This window comes from Kitasatospora setae KM-6054 (assembly GCF_000269985.1).
Taxonomy (GTDB): domain Bacteria; phylum Actinomycetota; class Actinomycetes; order Streptomycetales; family Streptomycetaceae; genus Kitasatospora; species Kitasatospora setae.
Window position 1 is genome coordinate 1,250,323 of record NC_016109.1, and the last position, 20,353, is coordinate 1,270,675.

The 20,353-nt window shown below is 75.3% G+C and carries 23 protein-coding genes; 10 read left to right on the top strand and 13 right to left on the bottom strand.

Features of this window, described 5'->3' with window-relative positions; genetic code table 11:
* The first annotated feature begins 56 nt into the window (after positions 1–56).
* The 3 genes from KSE_RS05490 to KSE_RS05500 all read left to right on the top strand — a co-directional run bounded on the left by KSE_RS05490 (position 57) and on the right by KSE_RS05500 (position 2,389).
* A complete protein-coding gene (locus tag KSE_RS05490; protein WP_033260439.1) occupies positions 57–860 on the top strand; it encodes a DsbA family protein in 804 nt (267 codons plus the stop codon).
* 4 nt (positions 861–864) lie between these two features.
* Positions 865–1,470 carry a vitamin K epoxide reductase family protein gene (locus KSE_RS05495; protein ID WP_014134282.1) on the top strand — a complete coding sequence of 202 codons (606 nt, stop codon included), beginning with the start codon at positions 865–867 and terminating at the stop codon, positions 1,468–1,470.
* A 166-nt stretch (positions 1,471–1,636) separates the two neighbouring features.
* Complete coding sequence (locus KSE_RS05500; protein WP_014134283.1) at positions 1,637–2,389, top strand: hypothetical protein; 753 nt, start codon at positions 1,637–1,639, stop codon at positions 2,387–2,389.
* A 118-nt stretch (positions 2,390–2,507) separates the two neighbouring features.
* Here KSE_RS05500 and KSE_RS42710 read toward each other — a convergent pair whose 3' ends face one another.
* Both KSE_RS42710 and KSE_RS05510 read right to left on the bottom strand, forming a co-directional pair.
* A complete protein-coding gene (locus KSE_RS42710) occupies positions 2,508–2,882 on the bottom strand; it encodes a hypothetical protein (protein WP_014134284.1) in 375 nt (124 codons plus the stop codon).
* An 88-nt stretch (positions 2,883–2,970) separates the two neighbouring features.
* A complete protein-coding gene (locus tag KSE_RS05510) occupies positions 2,971–3,786 on the bottom strand; it encodes an SDR family NAD(P)-dependent oxidoreductase (RefSeq protein WP_014134285.1) in 816 nt (271 codons plus the stop codon).
* Between the two features lie 121 nt (positions 3,787–3,907).
* Here KSE_RS05510 and KSE_RS05515 point away from each other — a divergent pair, with 121 nt between their 5' ends.
* Complete coding sequence (locus tag KSE_RS05515; protein WP_014134286.1) at positions 3,908–4,396, top strand: MarR family winged helix-turn-helix transcriptional regulator; 489 nt, start codon at positions 3,908–3,910, stop codon at positions 4,394–4,396.
* On the top strand, positions 4,393–5,181 hold the full coding sequence (locus KSE_RS05520; RefSeq protein ID WP_014134287.1) for an alpha/beta fold hydrolase: 789 nt from the start codon (positions 4,393–4,395) through the stop codon (positions 5,179–5,181). Before KSE_RS05515 ends, KSE_RS05520 begins: the two co-directional genes overlap by 4 nt.
* A 25-nt stretch (positions 5,182–5,206) precedes the next feature.
* Here KSE_RS05520 and KSE_RS05525 read toward each other — a convergent pair whose 3' ends face one another.
* From KSE_RS05525 to KSE_RS05550, 6 genes are all read right to left on the bottom strand, one after another.
* Positions 5,207–5,746 carry a GNAT family N-acetyltransferase gene (locus tag KSE_RS05525; RefSeq protein ID WP_014134288.1) on the bottom strand — a complete coding sequence of 180 codons (540 nt, stop codon included), beginning with the start codon at positions 5,744–5,746 and terminating at the stop codon, positions 5,207–5,209.
* 34 nt (positions 5,747–5,780) lie between these two features.
* Positions 5,781–6,098, bottom strand: a complete 318-nt coding sequence (locus KSE_RS05530) for a hypothetical protein (RefSeq protein WP_033258558.1) — start codon at positions 6,096–6,098, stop codon at positions 5,781–5,783.
* A complete protein-coding gene (locus tag KSE_RS05535) occupies positions 6,088–7,041 on the bottom strand; it encodes a nucleotidyltransferase domain-containing protein (RefSeq protein ID WP_014134290.1) in 954 nt (317 codons plus the stop codon). Before KSE_RS05535 ends, KSE_RS05530 begins: the two co-directional genes overlap by 11 nt.
* Before the next feature lie 270 nt (positions 7,042–7,311).
* Positions 7,312–8,778 carry an endo-1,4-beta-xylanase gene (locus KSE_RS05540; protein WP_014134291.1) on the bottom strand — a complete coding sequence of 489 codons (1,467 nt, stop codon included), beginning with the start codon at positions 8,776–8,778 and terminating at the stop codon, positions 7,312–7,314.
* A 250-nt stretch (positions 8,779–9,028) separates the two neighbouring features.
* Complete coding sequence (locus KSE_RS05545; RefSeq protein ID WP_014134292.1) at positions 9,029–9,520, bottom strand: GNAT family N-acetyltransferase; 492 nt, start codon at positions 9,518–9,520, stop codon at positions 9,029–9,031.
* Positions 9,521–9,613: 93 nt separating this feature from the next.
* The gene (locus tag KSE_RS05550; protein ID WP_014134293.1) at positions 9,614–10,042 is read right to left on the bottom strand and encodes an ankyrin repeat domain-containing protein; all 429 of its coding nucleotides are present in this window, start codon (positions 10,040–10,042) and stop codon (positions 9,614–9,616) included.
* 369 nt (positions 10,043–10,411) lie between these two features.
* Here KSE_RS05550 and KSE_RS05555 point away from each other — a divergent pair, with 369 nt between their 5' ends.
* The 3 genes from KSE_RS05555 (at position 10,412) to KSE_RS05565 (ending at position 13,031) form a co-directional block, all read left to right on the top strand.
* The gene (locus KSE_RS05555) at positions 10,412–10,606 is read left to right on the top strand and encodes a hypothetical protein (protein WP_014134294.1); all 195 of its coding nucleotides are present in this window, start codon (positions 10,412–10,414) and stop codon (positions 10,604–10,606) included.
* A 113-nt stretch (positions 10,607–10,719) separates the two neighbouring features.
* The gene (locus KSE_RS05560) at positions 10,720–12,393 is read left to right on the top strand and encodes an FtsK/SpoIIIE domain-containing protein (protein ID WP_014134295.1); all 1,674 of its coding nucleotides are present in this window, start codon (positions 10,720–10,722) and stop codon (positions 12,391–12,393) included.
* A 263-nt stretch (positions 12,394–12,656) separates the two neighbouring features.
* Positions 12,657–13,031, top strand: coding sequence for an RNA polymerase-binding protein RbpA (locus KSE_RS05565; protein ID WP_014134296.1), 375 nt, complete (start codon positions 12,657–12,659; stop codon positions 13,029–13,031).
* Between the two features lie 122 nt (positions 13,032–13,153).
* Here KSE_RS05565 and fxsA read toward each other — a convergent pair whose 3' ends face one another.
* The 5 genes from fxsA to KSE_RS05590 form a co-directional block, all read right to left on the bottom strand.
* On the bottom strand, positions 13,154–13,732 hold the full coding sequence (gene fxsA / locus KSE_RS05570; protein WP_231873124.1) for an FxsA family membrane protein: 579 nt from the start codon (positions 13,730–13,732) through the stop codon (positions 13,154–13,156).
* A gap of 136 nt (positions 13,733–13,868) precedes the next feature.
* Positions 13,869–15,548 (bottom strand): apolipoprotein N-acyltransferase, encoded by a 1,680-nt coding sequence (gene lnt / locus KSE_RS05575; RefSeq protein ID WP_014134298.1) that lies wholly within the window; start codon positions 15,546–15,548, stop codon positions 13,869–13,871.
* Positions 15,549–15,708: 160 nt separating this feature from the next.
* Positions 15,709–16,449, bottom strand: coding sequence for a M48 family metallopeptidase (locus tag KSE_RS05580; protein WP_106437601.1), 741 nt, complete (start codon positions 16,447–16,449; stop codon positions 15,709–15,711).
* Between the two features lie 235 nt (positions 16,450–16,684).
* The gene (locus tag KSE_RS05585) at positions 16,685–18,292 is read right to left on the bottom strand and encodes an amidohydrolase (RefSeq protein ID WP_014134300.1); all 1,608 of its coding nucleotides are present in this window, start codon (positions 18,290–18,292) and stop codon (positions 16,685–16,687) included.
* Positions 18,293–18,347: 55 nt separating this feature from the next.
* Complete coding sequence (locus KSE_RS05590) at positions 18,348–18,788, bottom strand: Lrp/AsnC family transcriptional regulator (RefSeq protein WP_014134301.1); 441 nt, start codon at positions 18,786–18,788, stop codon at positions 18,348–18,350.
* Positions 18,789–18,994: 206 nt separating this feature from the next.
* On the opposite strand from KSE_RS05590, the gene KSE_RS05595 reads away from it, so the two are divergent.
* Both KSE_RS05595 and KSE_RS05600 read left to right on the top strand, forming a co-directional pair.
* On the top strand, positions 18,995–19,396 hold the full coding sequence (locus KSE_RS05595) for a hypothetical protein (protein ID WP_014134302.1): 402 nt from the start codon (positions 18,995–18,997) through the stop codon (positions 19,394–19,396).
* Between the two features lie 208 nt (positions 19,397–19,604).
* Positions 19,605–20,228: a uridine kinase family protein gene (locus tag KSE_RS05600; RefSeq protein ID WP_014134303.1), complete on the top strand. Its 624-nt coding sequence runs from the start codon at positions 19,605–19,607 to the stop codon at positions 20,226–20,228.
* Positions 20,229–20,353 lie beyond the last annotated feature (125 nt).

The window sequence follows — 20,353 nt, forward strand, 5'->3', positions numbered from 1 at the left end:
CTCTTCTCGCCACCGGCCGGGCGGACGGACGGGTGCCGAGGAGACGACGGATCCCGATGACCAGCACCCCTGACCCGAAGAAGAACGACACCACCGCCCGCGAGCGCCTCCAGCGGGCCCGGCGGGCCGAGGCCCGGTCGGCCAAGCGCCGCCGCGGCCTGACCGTCGCCGTGTCGGTGGCCGCCGCGGTGGCGGTGATCGCGGGCGGCACCGCCCTGGCGGTGTCCACCGCCTCGAAGGACGACGGCTCCGCGTCCGCCGCAGCCGTCGTCGCGCCCGCCCACACCTCCGCCACCGACGACACGGTCGTCGTGTACGGCAACGCCGACGCCCCGCACACGCTGGCCGTGTACGAGGACTTCCGCTGCCCGGTCTGCCAGGTGTTCGAGACCTCGGCGGGCCAGACCGTCCAGCAGCTCGCCGACCAGGGCGACTACAAGATCGAGTACCACCTGGCCACGTTCCTGGACAACAACCTGGGCGGCAGCGGCTCCAAGGCGGCGCTGGCCGCGGCGGGCGCGGCGCTGAACGAGGGCGTCGACAAGTTCAAGGCGTTCCACGACGTGCTGTACGCCAACCAGCCGTCCGAGACCGAGGACGGTTTCGGCGACGTCAACCACCTGCTCGACCTGGCCGGCCAGGTCCCGGGCCTGAAGACCGAGGCGTTCACCAAGGCCGTCACCGACGGCACCTACAAGGGCTGGGCGGCGAAGGTCTCCACCGCGTTCAACAAGAGCGGCGTCTCCGGCACCCCGACCGTCAAGCTGGACGGCAGGACCCTCGCCGTGATCGGCCAGGACGGCAAGCCGGTCACCGGCGAACAGTTCACCGCCCTGGTCCGGCAGACCACCGGCGGGTGACCCGATGACCTCCGCCACCCGCACCCCGGTCCCCGCCTCCCGCGGCCACGCCTGGACGCTGCTGCTGACCGGCCTGATCGGCCTGGCCGCCTCCGCCGTCCTCACCCTCGACAAGATCAAGCTGCTGCAGAACCCGGCCTACCAGCCCAGCTGCAACATCAACCCGATCATCAGCTGCGGCTCGATCATGCGCACCGCCCAGGCCGAGGCGTTCGGCTTCCCCAACCCGCTGATCGGCCTGGCCGCCTTCGGCGCCCTCTCCGCGATCGGCGCCGGCCTCCTCGCCGGCGCCGCGTACCGCCGCTGGTTCTGGCTCTCCCTCCAGGCCGGCACCCTCCTCGGCCTCGGCTTCGTCGCCTGGCTGATCGACCAGGCCCTGTACGAGATCGGCGCCCTCTGCCCCTACTGCATGGTCGTCTGGGCCGTCGTCCTCACCGCCTTCTGGTCCACCACCGTCCACAACCTCCGCACCGGCCTCCTCCCCGCCCCCGCCCCCGTCCGCCGCCTCGCCGCCCTCCGCCACCAGTGGCTCGTCCCCACCGCCGCCTACCTGGTGATCCTCCTCCTCATCCTGAACCGCTTCTGGTTCTACTGGTCGACCCTCCTCTGACCCCGTCCCAACCCGCCCCACCCCGACCGGCCCCCGCCCGCCCTCCGGCAGCAGGGGGCCGGTCGGGCAGGTTCCACGGTCCGTCCCCGGACCGGCGGGCCAAAGCCGTAGCCTGTGCCCCCGGATCGATCGACTCGGCGGGGGTGCCATGACTGGGGACGGTGCTGTGGACGGGAACGGACGGGCAACGGGGGAACCGACCTCCGAGGACAGCACCACGCGGAAGACGGCGGGCCCACCGCCGCCCCCCACCCACCTGGCACCGCCCCACCCCGCACCGCCTGCCCGGGCGCACGTCCCCCCGGAGCAGCCGGACCAGCCGGGCCGGCCGGGCCGGTGGCAGCGCGGGCGGCGGGCGATCGCGGGCGGACTGCTCGCGCTCGCACTGCTGCTCATCGCCCTGGTCTACGCCGCCGCCCGGGCCGCCCGGAACGGCGGACTGGTGGTGCTCATCGAGGTCTTCCACCACCCGCTGCCGTACGGCGCCGCGGTGCTGGCGCTGATCGTCCTCGCCGTCCTGGTCGGGTTCCGCTCCCGGGGGACGAGGGCGCTGCTGCTGGTCCCGATCCTCGGCGGCGCGCTGCTGGTCTCGCCCCTCGCCCTGTTCGGCTTCGGCAGCGCCCCGCACCGGACCGCGGACCGCCCGGCCCCCGGCCGATCCGACCGCAGCCTGGTGATCCACGAGGGCACCGCGGTGATCGATCCACTCTGGTGGGTCTCGGTGGACGTCGGCTCCGGCCTGACCGCGCACCGCTGGCGGGTCGGCTACTTCAACGGCGACGCCCCCGACAACGCCCTCGCCTCGGCCCAGTGGGACGGCCCCGACCGGATCAGGCTGGCCACCGAGGGCGGCGAGGTCTTCGTCGTCGCCCTCGACCCGGCGACCGGCCGCCCCGACCACCAGGTCCGGGCGGGCTGAGGGCCCGGCCCCGGAAGGCACCAGGTTTCTGGGATGTTCGCGGGCCGGGCGGCGGGAGGAGGGTGGTGACACCGGCCCGGGGGGCTTCTCGGGGCCGGGGTCGATGCGACAAGGGGGATCAACCCATGCGAACGTCGAGGGCGGTCGCCAGGCTGCCCACGGGGGCTTCCTGGCGGGCGAGTTGGGGCATCAGGTTGACGTCGCCCTCCCGGTACTCGATGTCCAGCATCCGGGGCAGCCAGGCGGCGCCGACGCCGTGCCGGAAGCTGCCGCCGACGTTGAACAGGGTGACCGGGTCCAGCAGGACGCCGGCCCAGACGTCGAACGGCAGGGTCCGGGCCAGGACGGGCGCGGCCTCCTCGAAGACGGCCACCGCGTCGCCGGCCCGCCGGGCCGCGTGCACCACCCGCCGCAGCGCCCCGCCGCCGGCCCCACCGCCGCCACCGCCACCGCCACCGCCGACACCACCGCCCGGGAACCGCCCCTGGTCCATCCGCCCCGCCCCTCCCCTGCCGCCGTAGCCGCCGATCCTGCCCCCGGCCACTGGACGCCGAATGAACGCGCAGGCCGGGGCGGAACGGCTAGAGCGCGGCGAGCAGTCGCTCGGTGGCGGTGTGCAGGCGCAGGGCGGCGGCGGGGTCGAAGGCGGGGGTGTCGGTGCGGACGCGGCGGCCTTCGAGGACGGCGGTGAGGCCGGGGGCGGGGTTGTCGAGGTGGGGGAGGATCTGGGCGACGGCTTCGGCGACGGGGCGTCCGTGGGTGCGCAGGCGGCGGACGTGGGCGGCGGTGGCGGGGTCGTACTCGCCGGCGAAGCTGGTGGCGGTGGGGCCGGGGTGGTTGACCACCTGGGGGACGTCGGGGTGCAGGTGGGCGAGGTGGGCGGCGAGCAGGTCGCAGAGGGCGCCGCCGTGGCCGAGGGCGCCGGTGCCGGGGTAGTCGTGGCGCAGTTGGAGGTCGTTCCAGCGGACGGGGCCGGTCTGGCCGGCGCCGCCGAAGTTGAGCACCACTGGGTTCGCGGCGCGCCGCAGCAGGGGCAGCAGGCCGTGCGAGAGCAGGTGGCGGCTGAGGTAGTAGAGGGCGAAGTTGCTCTCCAGGCCGTCGGCGGTCTCGGTCCGGGTGGAGCGGTGGTAGCGGGCGCCGAGGACGAGGACGTCCACCGCCGGGTAGTGGGTGGTGACGTGGTCGATCAGGCGGCGGTTCTCGGCGACGAGGCCGAGATCGGCGGTCAGGAAGCGGGCGCGTTCGCCGGCGCCCGCCCGGTCGGCTTCGGCGCGGAAGGCCGCGCCCTTGGCCGGGTCGGTCCCGACGACCAGGACCTGGTGTCCGCGCCGCAGGTAGGTGGTGGCGAGGGCGCGGCCGATGCCGTCCGTCCCGCCGGTGATCACTGCCGTGGCCATGGTTCCCCTCCGCTGCCCCAAGTGATTTGACACATCAAAGCATTGGGCGAGGCGCGATCGCAACTGCCCAGGCCGGGAGGCCAGTTGCCGACCCGACGAAGCGGCCGGGTAGGCTGGGCGGATGACCTCGACCCCGCCCCCGCCGTCCGCCGCCGCACCGGAGTTGGCGCGGTTGGAGGCGGCGCTGTCCGCGCTGGTCCGGTGGAGCGAGAGCCGGCACGTGCGCGCCGAGGTGGCCCGGCAGGCCGGGTGCGACATGCCGGCCAGCGCGCTGCGGCTGCTGGAGCACTTCGCGGCGGCGGGCCCGCAGCGGGTCTCCGACATCGCCGAGTGCCTGCGGGTGGACGTCTCGACGGTCTCGCTGCAGCTGCGCCGGCTGCGCGCCGACGCGCTGGTGGTCCGCCGCACCGACCCGGCCGACGGCCGGTCCGCCGTGATCGCGATCACCGAGGAGGGCCGCCGGGCGCTGGAACGGATCCGGTCCGCCCGCCGGGGCCTGCTGGCCGAGGCGTTCGGCGCCACCCCGCCCGAGCAACTCGGCCGGGCCGCCGACGTGTTGGGCCTGCTCCAGGAGCACATGCTGAGGGACCCGGCGCGGGAGGCCCGGTGACCGGGCGCCGACTCACCCCGGGCCTGACGGTGTTCGGGCCGGACAGCGCTCCCCCGCTGGTCCTGGTGCACGGCATCCGGCTGTCCGCCACGATGTGGCGCCCGCACGCCCGCCGGCTCGCCCCCGGGTTCCGGGTCAGCACCCCCGACCTGCCCTGCCACGGCGCCCTCGCCGACCGCCCGTTCACCCTGGACGCGGCCGTCGCCGCCGTCGACGCGGCCGTCCGGGAGGCGTACGAATCGACCGGGCGGCGCCCGCTGCTGGCCGGGATGTCGCTCGGCGGCTACGTCTCGCTCGCCCACGCCGCCCGCCACCCCGAGGGCCCGGCGGGGCTGCTCCTGCACGCCTGCACCGCCCGCACCACCGGCCGCCGGATCGGCCTGTACGCGGCTGCCGGGCGACTGAACGACCGCCTCGGGCACGAGCGTTCGGCCCGCCTCCAGGCCCGGGCGCTGCGCCGGATGCTGCCGCCGGAGTCGGCCGAAGCGGCCCTCGCCGGGGGCTTCCACCTGCCCGCGCTGAGCGCGGGCGTCGCCGAGCTGCGCCGGCACGACTTCCTCGCGCTGGCCGCCCGGCTGACCACGCCGACGCTGTTCCTCAACGGCCGCTCCGACCTGCCGTTCCGGGCCGACGAGCGCCGCTTCCTGGCCGCGGTCCGCGCCACCGGCACGCCCGCCCGGCTGTTCCACACCCCGGGCGGCCACCTGCTCAGCCTCGCCGACCCGGACCGCTTCGGCCTCCTGCTCCGCCGCGCCCACCGCCTGCTGCTGCCCGCGGCGGGCTGACGACTCGGAACCGACGACCGAGAGCTCAGGGCCGGGCCAGCCGGTACACCACCGCGCGCTGTCCGGGCCCGGGCGGCAGGTCCGGGTCGAGGAAGTCGGCCGCCGGGTCGTGCGCCATGCCGAGCCGCCGGGCGACCGCCCGCGAGGGCGCGTTGTCCGCGGCGATCAGTGCCAGGATCTCGGGCAGCCCCAACTCCTCGAAGGCGTAGTGGAGTACGGCCCGCCCGGCCTCGGTGGCGTAGCCGTGGCCCCAGGCGTCGCGGTGCAGTCGCCAGCCGGCCTCGATGCCGGTGACGGGCATTCCGTCGTCCACCGGGTCGAGCCCGGCGAAGCCCAGGAAGCGCTGCTCGGAGCGGAGTTCGACCGCCCACCAGCCCCAGCCGCGCTGGCCCAGCTCCGTCCGGAAGTGCTCCAGTGCGGCGGCGGCCTCCGCCCGGTCGAGCACCGGTCCGAGGTGGCGGCGCACCTCGGGGTCGGCGTTGAGCTCGGCCCACCGGTCCAGGTCGGTGTCCTTCCACTGGCGCAACAGCAGCCGTGGGGTGGCCAGTTCGCGGATCACCCGCATCGTCTCCACTTTCCTTCCGTCATCACCGGTCCGTTCAATCACCGACGAACAGCACCCAACTGCCGGGCGTGGCGGCGCACTCGGCGAGCATCCGCCCGAGGTCCTCGACCGCCTCCCGCTGCCCCGGCGTCCGGGCGAGCGCGGCCAGGGCGTCCAGTTCGGCGAGTGCCGCGCCCGCGTCCTGCTCGTTCAGCGCGGTGTCCCCGTAGGGGTTGACCCGGCCCAACCGGCCTTCGCCGTACGGAAGTCGGGACAGAACCAGGGCCAGCTCCTCCCCGTTCCGGTAGGAGCCGCGCAGCGGGCGGGAGCGGCGGTTCGGCCGCTCGGCGTACAGCTCGATCTCAATGCCCATCCCGGCCACCCCCGTTCGCACCCCGGACGGCCGGCACCCCGTCCACCGGAACTCGATCCGCCGGCACCCCCTCCGCCGGAGCTCGATCCGCCAGCACCTCGGCGGCCAGTCCGTCGGCGGCGTCCAGCACGGCCGCCAGGCTCTCCGGGTCGGTGCCGCCGAACGCGAAGAGCCGTTGCGCGCGGAGCTCGAACTCCGGTGGGGCACAGGGCAGTCGGCCGGCCTCGGCGATCGCGCCCTTCTCGTTGACCAGCCACTGCCCGGCCCGCGCGTGCAGGGCGTGCGCCAGCAGTCCGACGGCCCGGAACAGGCAGCCGGCGACGTATCCGGCGTCGCCGCGCTTGGCGCCCTTGCGGGCGTTGGCCAACGCGAAGGGGACCTCCCAGCCGGCGTCGGTTTCCACCGTCCGCGCCAACTCGGCCGGGAACTGCGCCACTTCTCCGCGCAGCGCGGCCAGTTCGCCGTCGGGGTCGGCCAGCACCCGGGCGAGCGCGAGTTCGCCGAGGTACGCGTAGGAGGGCACGCCGTACGGGTGCCCGGCCTGCTGGCCGCTGACGTACCGGCCGTGGCGGGCCTCGGCGGCGTAGTGGCGCACCCGCCGGACGTCCCGGTACAGCCAGTCGACCCGGGCGGGGCCGATGTCCAGCCAGGCGCCGCCGTCCACCCAGGGGCCCCAGTCGCCGGGTTCGGAGACCTCGACCGGTCGGCCGCAGAGTTCGGCGGCGGTCTCGCGCAGCGCGCCGGTGTCGAGCTCCCCGGGCCGGTAGTACAGGCCGAGGTCGTAGTCGGACCCGGGGCCGTGCGCCCCGCGCGCCCGGCTCCCGCCGAGGCAGACCCCGACCACCCCGGCGACCCGCGCCAGCCGCTCCGCGATCCGCTCCAGCTCTCCGGGCGCCAACTCGCCGTCCCCGGACTCCCGCACACCCTCGTCGTTGTCAGTCATCGCCCGCCACCCTGCCGTACCGCACCGCCCGCCGCCAGGCGTTTTCCGCCCCGGGCGTGTCACCCGGCGGCGGCCCACGGCAACGGAGCGCGCGGTGGGGGCGCCGCACCGCCCCCACCGCGCCGCCGGCCGCCGCCCGCGCGGCGGCCGGTTCGGATCCGGACGGAAGGCGGACCGCCCCCGTCTCGCGCGGTCCGCTTCCCGTCCGGTCCTGGTCCGACGGGCGCCCCGGGCGGTCGGCCCGGGGCACCCCTGCTGCCCGGGGCGGGATCAACCCGCCGAGCAGGCCACCCCGTTGAGGGTGAAGCCGGTCGCGGCGGCCGCGTTCCCGGTGTGGTCGGCCTGGAAGCCGAAGCTGGTGGAGCCCCCGGCCGGGATCGCCGCGTTGTACGCCAGGTTGCTGGCGCCGACCTGGCCGCCGGCCGGGCTGACGGTCGCGTTCCAGGCGTTGGTGACGGTCTGCCCGCCGGGCAGCGTGAAGGCCAGCCTCCAGCCGTTCACGGCGCTGGCGCCGGTGTTGGTGACGGTGATGTTCTCGGTCAGCCCGGTGTTCCAGGCGCTGACCTGGGCGCTCACCTTGCACCCGGCCCCGGCCGGCGGCACCGAGGTCGAGGGCGAGGGCGAGGAGGACGCCGAAGCCGAAGCGGAAGCGGACGGGGACGGCGAGCCGGAGCCGGTGCCGCCGAGCGCCGTCACCACCGCGTTGTAGGCGGCCTTCGGCTGGTAGTTGGCGTCGTACATGGTGGCCGCGCCGTAGCCGGAGAAGAAGTCCGGGATCCAGGAGTCCGGGTCGCCGACGCCCCACTGCGAGACGCCCACGCAACCGGCCACCGCGAGGCAGGAGTTGACCACGTAGGCGTAGTCGGTGGCCTGCTGCGCGAGGTTGGCGGCACTGGCCGGGACGGGCATCCGGTCGTCGAGTTCGGTGATGGCGACGTTCACGCCGAGCGCGGTGAAGCGCTGGATGTTGGCCTTCAGGCTGCCGGGCACCTGGCCGACGATGAAGTGGCTCTCGAAGCCGACGCCGTCGATCGGCACGCCCTGCTGCTTGAGCGAGGAGACCAGCTGGTACATGGCGTCGCTCTTCGCGCCCAGGCCCTCGATGTTGTAGTCGTTCAGGTAGAGCTTGGCGTTCGGGTCGGCGGCGTGCGCGGTGCGCAGCGCGTCGGCGATGTAGCCGGTGCCCATCGCGTTGTAGAAGGCGTCGGCGCGCAGCGTGCCGTCCTCGTTGAAGGGCTCGTTGACGACGTCCCAGGAGTAGACCTGGCCCTTGTAGTGGGTGGCCTCGGTGGTGACGTGGTTCTCCATCGCGGCCTGCACCTGGTTGGCGGGCAGGTTGCCGACCCAGGAGGGGAGTTGGCTGTGCCAGACCAGGGTGTGGCCGCGGACCCGCATGCTGTGGGCCTTGGCGAAGGAGACGATCTGGTCGCCGGGGCCGAAGTTGAAGTTCCCGGCGGAGGGTTCGGTGGTGTCCCACTTCATCTCGTTGCCGGGGGTGACCACGTCGAACTGGGCGCCGGCGATGGCGGTGATGGTGGAGCTGTTCAGGTTGGACTGGGTCAGGGCGGTGCCGAAGTAGCTGCCCTTGGCCTCGGCGAGGTCGCGCAGCGTGGTGCCGGCGGCGCCGGCCGGGCCGCTGCCGACGGTGGCGGCGGCCAGCAGTCCGCCGGCGGCGGCGAGGGCGAGCGCGGCGAGGGCTCGCCCGGGACGGCGTGCTGCGTGCGACTGTGCAGCCATGGTTCGTCCTTCCGGGGGGGGTGGGTGGGGTGCCCGGACCGTACGGCGGGCCGCGCGGGCCCGGCAACGACGGGCCGGACGGCCCCGACTCCCCGGGCCACCCACCGGGTTCCGAAAATTTCGAAGGACGTTCGACTCTCGTTCGACGCCCACTGCTCCGACCTGCGGCGGAATACCGAAACGACGAAGCGGCCGCGGGCCCGGGCCACCGGGCCTGCGGCCGCCCCGAGCGGCCGAGCGGACGAGAAAGTTACAGCTCCCGCGCGCCGGCCAGCTCCTTGCCCATGCAGACGCTCTGCTCGTGGTCCTTGTAGTAGCCGAACTTGCCGATCTCGGCGTAGCCCTCGGAGACGTAGAGCGCGATCGCCTCGGGCTGCAGGGTGCCGGTCTCCAGCACCAGCCTGGTCCGGCCGGCGGCGACGGCGCTGGCCTCCAGGTGGCGCAGCACGGCGCGGGCGTGGCCCCGGCCGCGGGCCTCGGGGACGACGTACATCCGCTTGAGTTCGGCGTCGCCGTCGCGCAGGCCGTCGGCGTCGCGCTCCTTGGCGCGCCATCCGCCGCAGGCCACCGGCCGGCCGTCGTCCTGGTAGCCGATCACGAACAGCCCGGCGGGCGGGTCGAAGTGGTCGGCGTGGATGGCGGTCTGGTCGCCGTCGCCGTACCGGCGGACGTACTCCTGCTGGACGTCGGCGGCGAGTTGCTGGGCGTCGGGGTGACCGAAGCCGGTGGTGCGGATCTCCATGACGGCCAAGGGTACGGGCCCGCCCCGACCTGCGGTGGCGGGCCCGTACCGGGCGCCGGACCGGCGGCGAACCAGCCGCGGGCCGGCCGCCGGTCAGCGGCGGGTGAGGCGGGCGACCAGCTCGTCCTTGCCGAACATCCGGGCCGCGTCGAGGGCGGAGGGGGCGCCGGCGGTCGGGTCGGCGCCGTGGGCGAGCAGGGCGTCGACGACCTCGGTGGCGCCCTTGAAGACGGCGCCGGCCAGCGGGGTCTGGCCGTGGTCGTTGGCCCGGTCGGCCTGGGCGCCGCGCTCCAGCAGCGCGGTGACGGCGGCGGCGTGGCCGTGGTAGGCGGCGAGCATCAGCAGGGTGTCGCCGCGGTCGTTGGTGAGTTCGACGGGGGTGCCGGCGTCGAGGTAGGCGGCGAGCAGCGCGGCGTCGCCGGTGCGGGCGGCGTCGAAGAGCCGTCCGGCGAGCTCGATCACCTCCTCGTCGACGCCGGTGCCGACGGTGGTGGGGTCGGCCTGCACGGTGGGGTCGGTCATCGGGGGTGTTCCGCCTTCCGGGTCAGCGGCCGTACGCGCCGTACGGACCGTCACGCGTCCGGCCGTCCGGGCCGGCCCGCGTCTGGTCGTGCCACCGCGAACGCTAGCGGACGGCGCCGGGCCGCGGTGCGGTACCGCCGTACGGGCGAATTCCGGATGGGCGGGGCGCGGCCGCGCCCGGCGCGGGGACGCCTGAGTGCGCCGGTGCGATCCACTGGCCCTGTGCGCGACCGAACAGCGGGACGTATACCGCCGATGCGGGTGCCCGGGTGAGATCCACCCGTTTGCCGCCCCCCATCATCTATTACTTTTTGTCACCATTGAGGCACTTTCTGTTACATCGTCCCGCCCCTCGTGAGGAGCAATCCCGTGATTCTCTCCATCTCCGGCATCGTCCTGTTCGGCGTGATCGCCTTCCTGTTCTTCCGCCGGGACGGCTTGAAGATCTCGCACGCCCTGGTGTGCGCGCTGTTCGGCTTCTACGTCGCGGGCTCCTCGATCGCCCCGAGCATCCAGGCGGGCGGCGCGAGCCTGGCCAGCCTGATCGGCGGCCTGAAGTTCTGAGCGGTCCCTGCTCCTTACGGCCCGGGCGCGGAGATCCCACCGCCCCGGGCCTTCTGCCACCCCCGTCCCCTCCCCCGCAGTCCCCACCGCAGCCCCCTGCCCCCGGAGCCCGCATGTCCCTCACCCGCCACTTCTCCCGCGGCCGCGAGATGGCCCGCAGCGCCGGCGACCACGCCGCCGACGTCTTCGCGCCGCTGACCCTGATCGGCCGCGGCCTGCGCAGCCACGCCGACTGGGCGAAGGCCCGCTGGGCGGCCACCCCGAAGGAGCGGCGCGGCCCGACGCTGCTGGTAGGCGCGGCCGTGGTGCTCGGCGTCTTCCTGCTGCCGCACGGCCCGCTGCTGGCGATCGTCGCGCTGCTCGCCTCGGCCGCCTGGGTCGGCCGCCGCCCGAAGACCCCGGCCGAGCCCGCACCGGACCCGGCCGACACCAAGCTGCCCGCCCTGTACGCGGCGCTCACCCCGTACTTCGGCGGCTTCGACGACCCGGGCGCGCCGTACCGGCCGGAGGGCGACTGGAAGGCGGCGTTCGGCGACTGGGAGTTCGACCAGGACGGCCGGCTGGCCGCGCTGGAGATCGGCTACCCGGCGTACTTCACCGACACCGAGCCGTCCGCCCGGGCCCGGATCGAGCAGGTGGTGCAGGGCAAGGCGGGGCGCTCCCGGGAGTACCGCTTCGACTGGGACGAGGAGTCCAACCGGCTGCGGGTGACGGCGCTGGCGCCGCTGCCGGCCGACATCGCGGCGCAGCGCTTCGTGACGGCGCCGGGCGAGATCGTGCTGGGCTTCACCGACGGCGAGGGCAGCCGGCGCACCATCCCGGTCGAGCAGGGCGGCGTCACCGAGCAGCAGCCGCCGGTGGTGTGGCGGGTCGGGCCGCGCTCGGCCGAGCCGCACCTGCTGGCGCTGGGCGCGCCGGGCCACGGCACCTCGACGCTGCTGCGCTCGATCGCGCTGCAGGCGCTGCCGCACGGCGACCTGGTGGTGGTGGACGGGGCGAGCACCGGCGAGCACGCCTGCCTGGTGAACCGTCCGGGCGTGCACACGGTGGAGACCAGCCTGCACGGGGCGCTCGCCGCGCTGGAGTGGTGCGCGCAGGAGACCGAGCGCCGGCTGGTCGCGCTGAACGCCGCCCGGCACCACGGGCTGGCGGCGCCCGCCGACGTGACCCGGCCGCTGTGGATCCTGCTGGACCGGGTCACCGAGCTGTCCGAGCTGGCGCACGCCGAGGGCCGCACCGACCCGCAGGAGCTGCTGGAGGTGCCGTTGCGGCACGGCCGGGCGGCCCGCGTGACGGTGGTGTTCGCGGACGGGCTGGACGCGCTCGGCCGGATCTCGCCGACCGTCCGCACCTGCGCCCGGGCCCGGGTGGTGCTCGGCCCGGTGAACGCCGAGTCCGGCCCGGCCGCGCTGGGCGGCCCGCTGGACATCGCGCCCGCCGCGCACACCCCGCCCGGCCGCGGCTACGCCCGGATCGGCACCACCGGGCCGGTCCGGCTGCAGGTCCCGGTGACCGTCGACCCGCTGGACGAGGACGCCCCGGAGCAGCTGCGGGACGCGGTGGCCGCGCTGCTCCCGCACCGCGCCCCGCGGACGGCGGCGCCCGCCGAGGCCCCGGTCTCGGCTTCGCTCGCGGGCGAGCCCGCCGGGGCGACCCGGATCGGCGACGCGTCGCCGGTGCCGCCCGTCCCGCCGCTGCCGCCCGCGCAGGCTCCGGCCGGGCCGGCCGACCTGACCAAGGAGGCGCTGCCGGAGGCCGCTCCGGTCCGCTCGCGGCCGGTCTGGTAGGAATTGCCGGTGGCGGAGCGGGTCCGGAGGCGCCGGTCGGACCGGCGAACCCGGACGGACCATACGTGCACAAAATGTGACACGCCGGGTGATAACACCGCTCAGATGTGACAAAACGGGCGACCATGGGTACAAACAGGGGCGGCACGACAGGCGACGTATGTCCCGACCGGGAATCTTCGTCAAAGGTCGGGCGTTGGACCCATCGACGAAGACAGCGACCACTAGTCCTGTGTGGGCAAGAAGCCCGGGAGGCACGATTCATGAGCGAGCGAGCTCTCCGCGGCACGCGACTCGGGGCGACCAGCTACGAGACCGACCGCGGCATTGACCTGGCACCGCGCCAGACCGTCGAGTACGCATGTCAGAACGGACACCGGTTCGAGGTCCCGTTCTCGGTCGAGGCGGAGATCCCCGTGGTGTGGGAGTGCCGTTTCTGCGGCCAGGAGGCGGCCCTCCTCGACGGCGAGGAGCCGGAGGAGAAGAAGACCAAGCCCACCCGCACCCACTGGGACATGCTGATGGAGCGCCGGACCCGCGAGGAGCTGGAGGAGGTCCTGGCCGAGCGCCTGGCCGTCCTGCGCTCCGGCGGGATGAACCTGGCGATCCACCCGCGCGACTCGCGCAAGTCCGCCTGACGCGGACCGGCGCACGCCGCACCGAAGAGCACCAACGCCGAAGGGCCCCGGTTCCCCGCCGGGGCCCTTCGGCGTTCCCGCCTGTCACGCACGCCGGACTGGCGCAAGACAAACCGCCGGTGTCAGGGCGCGATCGGCGGCCGGTAGTCGGTGTCCGGGCCGGACGGGCCGCGCGGGCCGGTCGGCGGGTCGACGACCTCGCCCTGGACGACCTTGCCGTCGGGGCGGTGGATCCGCAGCTGCTCCTGCAGCCGCACCGCGTCGGCGAACCGGTCCGCGCCGACCGGGGAGGTGGAGCGCAGCGCCGAGCCGCTGATCCGGCGGCCGACGGCGCGCCACAGGGCGCGGGTGGGCGGCAGCAGGAAGGTCGCGGCGAGCAGGTCGGAGAGGAAGCCGGGGATCATCAGCAGGACGCCGGCCAGCACCGTCATCGACGTGCCGGTCTGCGGCTGCGCGGACTGCGGGTCCCTGGACAGCTCGACGGCCGCCCGGAACGCCCGCGCCCCGGCGCGCTTGATCAGCGTGCCGCCCAGGAAGACGCCGCCGACCAGCAGCAGCAGGGTGAGGAACCAGCCGATCCAGCCGGCCACCACCGTGACCAGCCAGATCTCCAGCACCAGCCAGGCCACGGTCAGCAGCGGCACGGTTCGGGCGAGCCGGCCGCGGCGGGCCGGGCGGGCCGGGGTTGCTTGCTGGGACACGGTACGGATCCACTCCATCGCGGTGCTCTCCGCGGCGGCCGGCCTCTCCGGCCGCGTCCACGGCACCACCCAGCACAACGGCCCCGGGGCCCGCCGTGTTCCTCGGCGCGCCCCGGGGCCGTCGCCCCGCCGCTGCTCAGACCGTGTGCGCGGCCTCGCTCGCGGTCTCGCTCGCGGCCCCGGCCCCGGCCTTCCGGGCGGCCCGGCGCCGGCGCACCCCGCCGGCCACCACGAACGCGCAGGCCAGCACGCCGCCGAGGGCCAGCGCCCACTCGGGCGCGGCGCCGACCCGGTCCGCGACGGTCTTGCCGTCGCGCAGCGGCACCAGCGCGCTCAGCACGGCCTGCTCCATCTCGCCGGTGCGCTGCTGCACGGTGCCGTCGGGGGCGATCACCGCGGAGACGCCGCTGGTCGCCGCGATCAGCACCGCCCGCCCGTGCTCGACGGCCCGCAGCCGGGACATCGCGAGCTGCTGCTCGGTCTGGCCGGTGTTGTTGTAGGTGGCGTTGTTGGTCTGCACGACCAGGATCCGGCCGCCGTCGTTGACGGTGTCGCGGACGATCCCGTCGTACGCCACCTCGAAGCAGATCACGTCGCCGATCCGGACCGGGCCGAGCTGCATGACGCCGTTGTGGTCGCCGGGGTAGAAGTCGCGGGCGACCCGCTGCAGGCGGCTGATCACCTTGGACAGCTCCTGCCGGAACGGCACGTACTCGCCGAACGGCACCGGGTGCTGCTTGGTGTAGGAGGCGCCGGGGCCGGTCGCCGGGTCCCAGACGATGCCCTCGTTCTGGACGTGCTGGGCGTCGGGGCCGTCGACCAGGGCGCCGACCAGGGTGGGCACGCCGACCGCCTTGACCGCCTCGTCGATCCGGGCGTACGCCGCCGGGTCGGTGAACGGGTCGAGGTCGGAGGCGTTCTCCGGCCAGATCACCACGTCGGGCTTGGCGGTCTTGCCGGCCGCGACGTCGGCGGCGAGCTTCTCGGTGGCGGTGGCGTGGTTGTCCAGCACCTCCATCGGGCGGCCCAGGAAGTCCATGCCGGGGCGGTCCACGTTGCCCTGGACGAGGGCGACCTTCACGGTGTCGTCGGCCGAGGTCGGCACCGGCACCGCGTAGCCGACCAGCACCAGCGCGACGGCGCCGACCGCGCCGGCCGCGGTGCGCCACGGCAGTTCGGTGTCGGTGCGCCGGGCGCGGGCCGCGGAGAGCACCGCCCAGGCCAGCAGGGTGCCGCTGGCGGCGACCGCGAAGGTCACCAGCGGGGCGCCGCCGAGCGCGGCCAGCGGCGTGAACGGGCTGGCGGTGTTGGCGAACGCCAGCCGGCCCCAGGGGAAGCCGCCGAACGGCAGCCGGTCGCGCATCCACTCCTGGGTGACCCAGAGCATCGCGCCCCACAGCGGCCAGCCGCGCAGCTTCGAGGTCAGCGCCAGGCCGGCGCCCATCAGCGCCAGGAACAGTGCCTCGATCAGCGACAGGCCGACCGTGGCGTCCCAGCCGACCGGGCGCAGCCAGGACAGCAGCACCACGAAGAACGGCACGCCGAACGCGAAGCCCAGCCAGGCGCCGTGCCGGGCCCGGCGGCCGCGGGTCAGCAGGGCCAGCGCGGCCACCGCGAGGATCGACAGCGGCCACAGGTCGTAGGGCGGGAAGGCGAGGGCCAGGGCGAGGCCGGAGAGCGCGGCCAGGCCGGTCCGGGCCCACCAGCCCCGGCGGCCGCCGCGGGCGGGGGCGGAGGCCGGGGCCGCCGGGGCCTCCGCGGCCGCCGGCTCCTCCTCGTGCCGTTCGCCCTGCTCGTGCGAAACGGGCAGTGCCACCTGCGCACCACCTCTCTACCTCGGGATCGTCTCCGCGCGCGCGAAGGGACCCGCGGGTCCCACCTCGTTCGACGTCCCAGGAAAGGTACCTCACTCCCCCGCCGGCCCCGGCAGGCCGACGGCCCGTCAGCGGGCGGACGGGCCGTGCGGCGGTGCGGGGTCAGCGGAACAGCCGGCCCGGTCTGGAGCGGTCGCGCAGCGCGGCGAAGCGCTTGACCAGGACGGGGTGGGAGGAGACGGCGTTGGCGACGAAGGCGAAGAAGCCGCGCTCGGTGGCGCCGCGGTCGGCCATCGCGTCGAAGTCGACCCGGGGGTAGAGGTAGCGGCCGGCGGCGAGCACGGTCGTGCCGCGGGAGCCGTCCGGGGTGAGGCTGTAGCCGTGGTTGTCGGCGGTGTACTCCTGGGCCCGGGAGAGGGTGGCCCCGGCGACGGGCAGCACCGAGCTGATCGAGGAGAGCAGCATCCGCAGGTAGCTGGTGTGGCCGGCCGCGATGTGCCCGACCTCGTGGCCGAGCACGAAGCGGAAGCCCTCCGGGTCGCGCAGCCGGCCGCCGACCTCGAACAGGTCGGAGTTGAAGACCACGAACCGGCGCTGCCCGTGGCCGGAGGCGAAGGCGTTCAGCACGCCGTTGCCGAGCACCACGAAGCCCTCCGGGACCTTGCGCAGCCCGTACGCCTTGGCGGCCTCGACGAGCATGGCGTGCGCCTCGGGGAACTGCTCGGGGGTGATCCGCACCCCGGACAGCCGCTGCTGGGCGTAGAGCATGCCGCGGCTGAGGAACACCCCGACACCGGCCAGCAGGACCAGTCCGGCGACGGCGGTCAGCTGGGGCGGACCGTACACCGGGACGGTCACCGACGCGGCGATCACCACGGCGGTGAACACCCACACCAGGGGCATCTCCCAGGTGTGCTTGACGATCGGCCCGCCCGGCAGGCCGCCCTCCGTCCTCCTCCTGACCGGCCCAGCCCCGCCCGTGCCCGGCAGCGGCCCCGGGTCCCAGCTCGTGTTCGTGATCGGTCTCGCACCATCGTCAGTAGTAGCCATGCGGCCATCCGAATGGCCCGCCCGGCGCCGCGCCGAGCCCAGGTGGGCCGTTCGGGTGAAATCCGCCGCTCCCGGGAACTCCGGGGTTTCAGGAGCGGTGGACGGTGCGGCCCCGGACGACGGTGCGCAGGCAGGTGGGAAGCGGCTCGCCGGGGGTGAGGTCGGGCAGGCCGGGGGTGCCGGAGCGGGGGTCGGTGGACCAGCCGGCGACCCGGCTGTCGGGGGCCTGGACGACCAGGTCGCCGGTGGCCCAGACCGCGTAGGAGGCGAGCGCGCCGGGGACGAGCACGCCATCGGTGTCGTGGCCCAGCGCCCGGTGGCCGCCCCGGGTGTGGGCGGTGAAGGCGGCGCGGACCGAGATCCGGTGCTCGGGGGTGCGGTGGAAGGCGGCGGCCCGGACGGTGCCCCAGGGGTCGAGCGGGGTGACCGGGGCGTCGGAGCCGAAGGCCAGCGGGACGCCGGTGCGCAGCATCGCCGCGTAGGGGTTGAGCGCGGCGGCGCGCTCGGCGCCGAGCCGGGCGGCGTACATGCCGTCGGGGCCGCCCCAGGCGGCGTCGAAGGCGGGCTGGACGGAGGCGGTGAGACCGAGTTCGGCGAACGCGGCGAGCGTCTCGTAGCCGAGCGCCTCGGCGTGCTCGACCCGGTGCCGGGCGGCCTTGACCCGGTCGAGGCCGAGCTGGTCGGCGGCGGCCCGGACGCCCTCGACGACGGCGGTGAGCGCGGCGTCGCCGATGGCGTGGAAGCCGGCCTGCAGGCCGGCCTCGGTGCAGGCGGTGACGTGCTCGGCGATCTCGGCGGCGGTGAGGTAGGCGGTGCCGGTGTGCGGGGCGTCGGCGTAGGGGTCGTGCAGGCAGGCGGTGTGCGAGCCGAGGGCGCCGTCGACGAAGAGGTCGCCGCCGGCGCCGACCGCGCCGAGGCGCTTGGCGGTGGCGACGCCCTCGGGGCCGAGTTCGCCCCAGTAGCCGTAGACCTCGGGCCCGTCGGTCTCGGCGGCGAGGGCGAGCAGCGCGGCGAGGTCCTCGGCGGAGGAGATCTGCGGGCCGGCGCACTCGTGCAGGGTGCCGATGCCGAGTGCGGCGGCCCGGCGCAGGGTGGCCTGCTGGGCGTCGCGGCGCTGGAGCGGCGTGAGGTGGGCCAGCGCGGCCTGCCGGACGGCGTGGTGGGCGTCGCGGGTGAGCGGGCCGGCGGCGTCGTGGCCGGGGAGCGTGTCCAGGCCGGGGACGAGGGCGCGCAGCGCGCTGGTGGCGAGCGCGGAGTGCACGTCGGTGCGGGAGAGGTAGAGCGGGGCGCCGCCGGCGGCCGCGTCGAGCTCGGCGAGGGAGGGGGCGCGGTGCTCGGGCCAGCGGGTCTCGTCCCAGCCGTGGCCGATCAGGGCGCCGCCGGTGTGGCTCGCGCCGAACGCGCCGATCCGGTCCAGGGCCTCGGCGAGCGAGGCGCTGCCGGTGAGGTCGAGGCCGGTGAGCGCGAGGCCGGTGGAGGTGGCGTGCACGTGGGCGTCGACGAAGGCGGGGGTGACCAGGGCGCCGGCCAGTTCGACGATCTCGTCGGCGCTGTCGGCGTACGCCTCGGCGGCGCCGTCGCTGCCGACCCAGGCGATGTGCTGCCCCTCGACCAGCATGGCGGTGGCGAAGGGGTCGGCGGGGCTGTAGACGTTGCCGCCGCGCAGCAGCACGGTCCGGTCGGTGCGTTCGGTCATGGCGTCCAGTCTCGCACCGCGGGCACCGGGGCCCGGACCGGGGCCGGGGCGCCGGTCAGAGCTTGGGCGGGCGGGCCTCGTACGGGGTGGAGAGGACGACGGTGGTGCGGGTGGAGACGCCGGCGGCGGTGCGGATCCGGGCCAGCAGGTCCTCCAGGTCGCCGGGGCCGGGGACGCGGACCTTGAGGATGTAGTTCTCGTCGCCGGCGACGCTGTGGCACGCCTCGATCTCGGGGAGGGCGACCAGGCGCTCGGGGGTGTCGTCGGGGGCGCTGGGGTCGAAGGGCTTGACCGAGATGAACGCGGTGAGCGCCAGGTCGACCGCCTCGGGGTCGACGATCGCGGTGTAGCCGCGGATGACGCCGCGCTGTTCGAGGCGGCGCACCCGCTGGTGCACGGCCGAGGTGGACAGGCCGGTGGCCTTGCCCAGGTCGGTGTAGCTCATCCGTCCGTCCTGTAGCAGCAGCTGGACGATGCGCTGGTCTAGTTCCTCCACAAGGCGTCAACCTACTCGATCGCGCCGGGGCCGCGCAGGCGGCGCCGGGGGGCGCATCCGGGGGGCACATGCCAAGGGAATGTGGCGAGGAACACCGCCGGTGCATCACCGTGCGCCGGAGCGCAGGGTTATGACACCCCGTCACTGGGAAGTGCTGCTGGTGGCCCGGACGACGAAGATTCCGGCCCGATCCAAGGGGGATCACCATGCCTTCCACCGACCTGCGTTCCGACGTCGAGGACGAACCCGGCGCGCCCGAGGCGCCCTTCGGGGCGGACTCGGGCGCGGCCGACACCTGGGAGAGCGTCCGGGTGCAGTGCCCGGTCTGCGACCGCCCGATCGCCCTGATCGGGGACGAGGAGCGCCTGCCGCAGCACGCGGTGCTGACCTCCGCCTGGAACCCGTTCCAGCCGGCCATCTGCCGGGGCACCGGCGCGCCGACCGCCGAGCTGCCGGAGTTCGAGGAGCTCCCGGCGCGGGACGGGACGGACAACCTGGTGGCGCTGCCGGGCGCGCTGGACTGGCGGACCCAGCCGTTCTCGCACGCCGGGGCCCACCGCGCGGTGCGCGCGCTCGTGCCCGCGCAGCGCGACCGCCGCGCGGCCTGAGCCCGGGCCGGGCCCGGCCCGGGACGGCCCGGGCGCCGACTGGGCCGTGACGCCCGCCCGGTTCCGTCGCGAGGCCCGTTCCGCGGTTCACCGAGAGCCGGACCGCCCCACCGGTCCGACGTCCTGGCGAGGGCACCGTCCGCGGTGCCCTCCGGGAGCAGCCCCCGTACGTCCGAGCCCGCCCGGGCCGGACCCGTACCCTGGCCGGATGGATCCCGCCGCCCCCGTCCCGCCCGCGCTGGCCGCCGCCCTGCTCGCGCTGCCGCCCTCGCTGGGGCCGGTGCGGCTGGTCGCGGTGGACGGGCACGCGGGCTCCGGCAAGACGACGCTGGCGGGGCGGCTGTCCGCCGCGCTCGGCGGGGCGCCGGTGGTGCACCTGGACAACCTGGCGACGCACCGGGAGCCGTTCGGCTGGACGGAGCGGCTGCGCGCGCAGGTGCTGGAGCCGCTGGCGCGCGGCGCGGCCGGGCGGCACGCGGTGTACGACTGGTCGGCGGGGGCCTTCGGCGGCGACCGGGAGGTGCCGGTGGCGCCGGTGGTGCTGCTGGAGGGGGTCGGCGCGGGCCGGCGGGCGGTGCGGCCGCACCTGGCGGCGCTGCTGTGGATGGAGTTGGACCAGGCGGCCGCGCGGGCCCGCGGGGAGCTGCGGGACGGTCCGGAACTGGCCGAGTTCTGGGCGGGTTGGGCGTGTGCGGAACAGGCGCACTTCGCGGCCGATCCGAGCCGTCCGCACGCCGACGTCCGGATCGACGGGGTCACCGGGCGAATCCTTCGGAGCACCCTGAGTGAACCGCGTAGACCGCTCTTGACCTGCGACATCATCAGGATTTAAGTTCTGCCTGTCGCGGAAATCAGTTGAATCCGCAACCACAGACACGGCGTCTCCGGTTTGTTCCCCCGTGAGCCGGAGGCGCCGTCCTGCCCTCTCCCCGGGCGCCCGCCGCGTGCCGGGATGCG

What these genes read in the sequence shown, in the direction of transcription:
- KSE_RS05510 (WP_014134285.1), bottom strand. Translation starts at nt 3,786, where the DNA reads ATGGCCACGGCAGTGATCACCGGCGGGACGGACGGCATCGGCCGCGCC.
- KSE_RS05515 (WP_014134286.1), top strand. Translation starts at nt 3,908, where the DNA reads ATGACCTCGACCCCGCCCCCGCCGTCCGCCGCCGCACCGGAGTTGGCG.
- KSE_RS05540 (WP_014134291.1), bottom strand. Translation starts at nt 8,778, where the DNA reads ATGGCTGCACAGTCGCACGCAGCACGCCGTCCCGGGCGAGCCCTCGCC.
- KSE_RS05545 (WP_014134292.1), bottom strand. Translation starts at nt 9,520, where the DNA reads ATGGAGATCCGCACCACCGGCTTCGGTCACCCCGACGCCCAGCAACTC.
- KSE_RS05585 (WP_014134300.1), bottom strand. Translation starts at nt 18,292, where the DNA reads ATGACCGAACGCACCGACCGGACCGTGCTGCTGCGCGGCGGCAACGTC.
- KSE_RS05595 (WP_014134302.1), top strand. Translation starts at nt 18,995, where the DNA reads ATGCCTTCCACCGACCTGCGTTCCGACGTCGAGGACGAACCCGGCGCG.
- KSE_RS05560 (WP_014134295.1), top strand. Translation starts at nt 10,720, where the DNA reads ATGTCCCTCACCCGCCACTTCTCCCGCGGCCGCGAGATGGCCCGCAGC.
- KSE_RS05535 (WP_014134290.1), bottom strand. Translation starts at nt 7,041, where the DNA reads ATGACTGACAACGACGAGGGTGTGCGGGAGTCCGGGGACGGCGAGTTG.
- KSE_RS05525 (WP_014134288.1), bottom strand. Translation starts at nt 5,746, where the DNA reads ATGCGGGTGATCCGCGAACTGGCCACCCCACGGCTGCTGTTGCGCCAG.
- KSE_RS05490 (WP_033260439.1), top strand. Translation starts at nt 57, where the DNA reads ATGACCAGCACCCCTGACCCGAAGAAGAACGACACCACCGCCCGCGAG.
- KSE_RS05565 (WP_014134296.1), top strand. Translation starts at nt 12,657, where the DNA reads ATGAGCGAGCGAGCTCTCCGCGGCACGCGACTCGGGGCGACCAGCTAC.
- KSE_RS42710 (WP_014134284.1), bottom strand. Translation starts at nt 2,882, where the DNA reads ATGGACCAGGGGCGGTTCCCGGGCGGTGGTGTCGGCGGTGGCGGTGGC.
- KSE_RS05580 (WP_106437601.1), bottom strand. Translation starts at nt 16,449, where the DNA reads ATGCCCCTGGTGTGGGTGTTCACCGCCGTGGTGATCGCCGCGTCGGTG.
- KSE_RS05550 (WP_014134293.1), bottom strand. Translation starts at nt 10,042, where the DNA reads ATGACCGACCCCACCGTGCAGGCCGACCCCACCACCGTCGGCACCGGC.
- KSE_RS05530 (WP_033258558.1), bottom strand. Translation starts at nt 6,098, where the DNA reads ATGGGCATTGAGATCGAGCTGTACGCCGAGCGGCCGAACCGCCGCTCC.
- KSE_RS05495 (WP_014134282.1), top strand. Translation starts at nt 865, where the DNA reads ATGACCTCCGCCACCCGCACCCCGGTCCCCGCCTCCCGCGGCCACGCC.
- KSE_RS05600 (WP_014134303.1), top strand. Translation starts at nt 19,605, where the DNA reads ATGGATCCCGCCGCCCCCGTCCCGCCCGCGCTGGCCGCCGCCCTGCTC.